At 74.0% G+C, this 1,181-nt stretch carries 3 protein-coding genes; 2 read left to right on the forward strand and 1 reads right to left on the reverse strand.

Annotated features, from left to right (window positions below; genetic code table 11):
- Positions 1 to 287: MBL fold metallo-hydrolase (locus KBX53_RS33565; RefSeq protein WP_210863877.1), on the reverse strand; the 287-nt coding region annotated here is incomplete at its 3' end.
- A gap of 88 nt (positions 288 to 375) precedes the next feature.
- Between KBX53_RS33565 and KBX53_RS36930 the strand changes: the two genes are divergently transcribed.
- The gene (locus tag KBX53_RS36930) at positions 376 to 711 is read left to right on the forward strand and encodes an SGNH/GDSL hydrolase family protein (RefSeq protein WP_256443617.1); all 336 of its coding nucleotides are present in this window, start codon (positions 376 to 378) and stop codon (positions 709 to 711) included.
- Positions 672 to 1,142 carry a GDSL-type esterase/lipase family protein gene (locus tag KBX53_RS36935; protein WP_256443616.1) on the forward strand — a complete coding sequence of 157 codons (471 nt, stop codon included), beginning with the start codon at positions 672 to 674 and terminating at the stop codon, positions 1,140 to 1,142. The genes KBX53_RS36930 and KBX53_RS36935 overlap by 40 nt, the downstream gene beginning before the upstream one ends.
- The last annotated feature ends 39 nt before the right edge of the window (positions 1,143 to 1,181 follow it).

Genomic DNA, 1,181 nt, shown 5'->3' on the forward strand with positions numbered 1-1,181 from the left:
GCGGCGTGCGCCGCGACCGGGGCGCCGGTGCGGCGGGCCAACTCCGCCGCGCCGCCGGCATGATCGGGGTGCGCGTGGGTGAGCACGATCCGGGTGACGTCCGCCGGCACCTTGCCGATCGCCGCCAGCCCGCGCACGATCCGGGCCGGCGCCTTGGCCAGCCCGCAGTCGACAAGTGTGACGCTGCCGTCGTCGTCGACGAAGGCGTACGAGTTGACGGCCGAACGGCCGACAGTGGGGATACGCCAGACGTTCGGGGCCAGTGCCACCGCAGGGGCTCGCGTCATGTCGCGAGTCTAGGAACCATCGTCAACTGTCGTTGTCGACCGGTCGACGGTCTGCCCGAGGTGCCGGAGGGCTAACCTCGCCCGGGTGATGTGGCAGCGGTACGTGGCGATCGGCGACAGCACCACCGAGGGGCTCGACGACCCGGACGGCGCCGGCGGCTACCGGGGCTGGGCCGACCGGTTCGCCCTGGCGGTGGCCCGCGCCCAGGGCGGTCTGGAATACGCGAACCTGGCCATCCGTGGCCGGACCACCGCGCTGATCCGGGCCGAGCAGCTCCAGCCCGCCCTCGACCTGGCCCCCGACCTGGCTACCGTCGTCGCCGGCATGAACGACGTGTTGCGCCCTCCTTCGACGCGGACCAGGTCGCCGGTGATGTGGCGGCGATGCAGCAGGCGCTCGTCGATCAGGGGGCCACCGTGCTGACGTTCACGATGCCGGACCCGGCGCCCGTGATGCCGCTGGCCCGGCCCCTGCGGGGTCGCATGCTGGCGCTCAACGAGGCGCTGCGGGCCGCCACCGCGCGGACCGGCGCCACCCTCCTCGACCTGGGTGCCCACCCGGTCTCCTCCGATCCCCGGCTGTGGAGCGACGACCGGCTGCACGCCAACAGCGCCGGGCACGAGCGGATCGCCGCCGCGCTGGCGTACACGGCGGGTCTGCCCGGTTTCGACGACTCCTGGACGCAACCGTTGCCACCCGCAGCGCGGCGACGCCGGGGTGAGGTGTTCGGCGCCGAGCTGGCCTGGACCCGCCGGCACCTGCTGCCCTGGCTGGTCCGGCACCTGAGCGGCCGGTCCTCGGGCGACGACCGGGTGGCCAAGCGGCCGGTGCCGCTGCCGGTGCCGCTGGACTAGAACGGGTACGGAAGGATAGCGACGTGGGCAAGGGTGCGG

Source organism: Micromonospora sp. M51 (assembly GCF_018070305.1).
GTDB lineage: Bacteria > Actinomycetota > Actinomycetes > Mycobacteriales > Micromonosporaceae > Micromonospora > Micromonospora parva.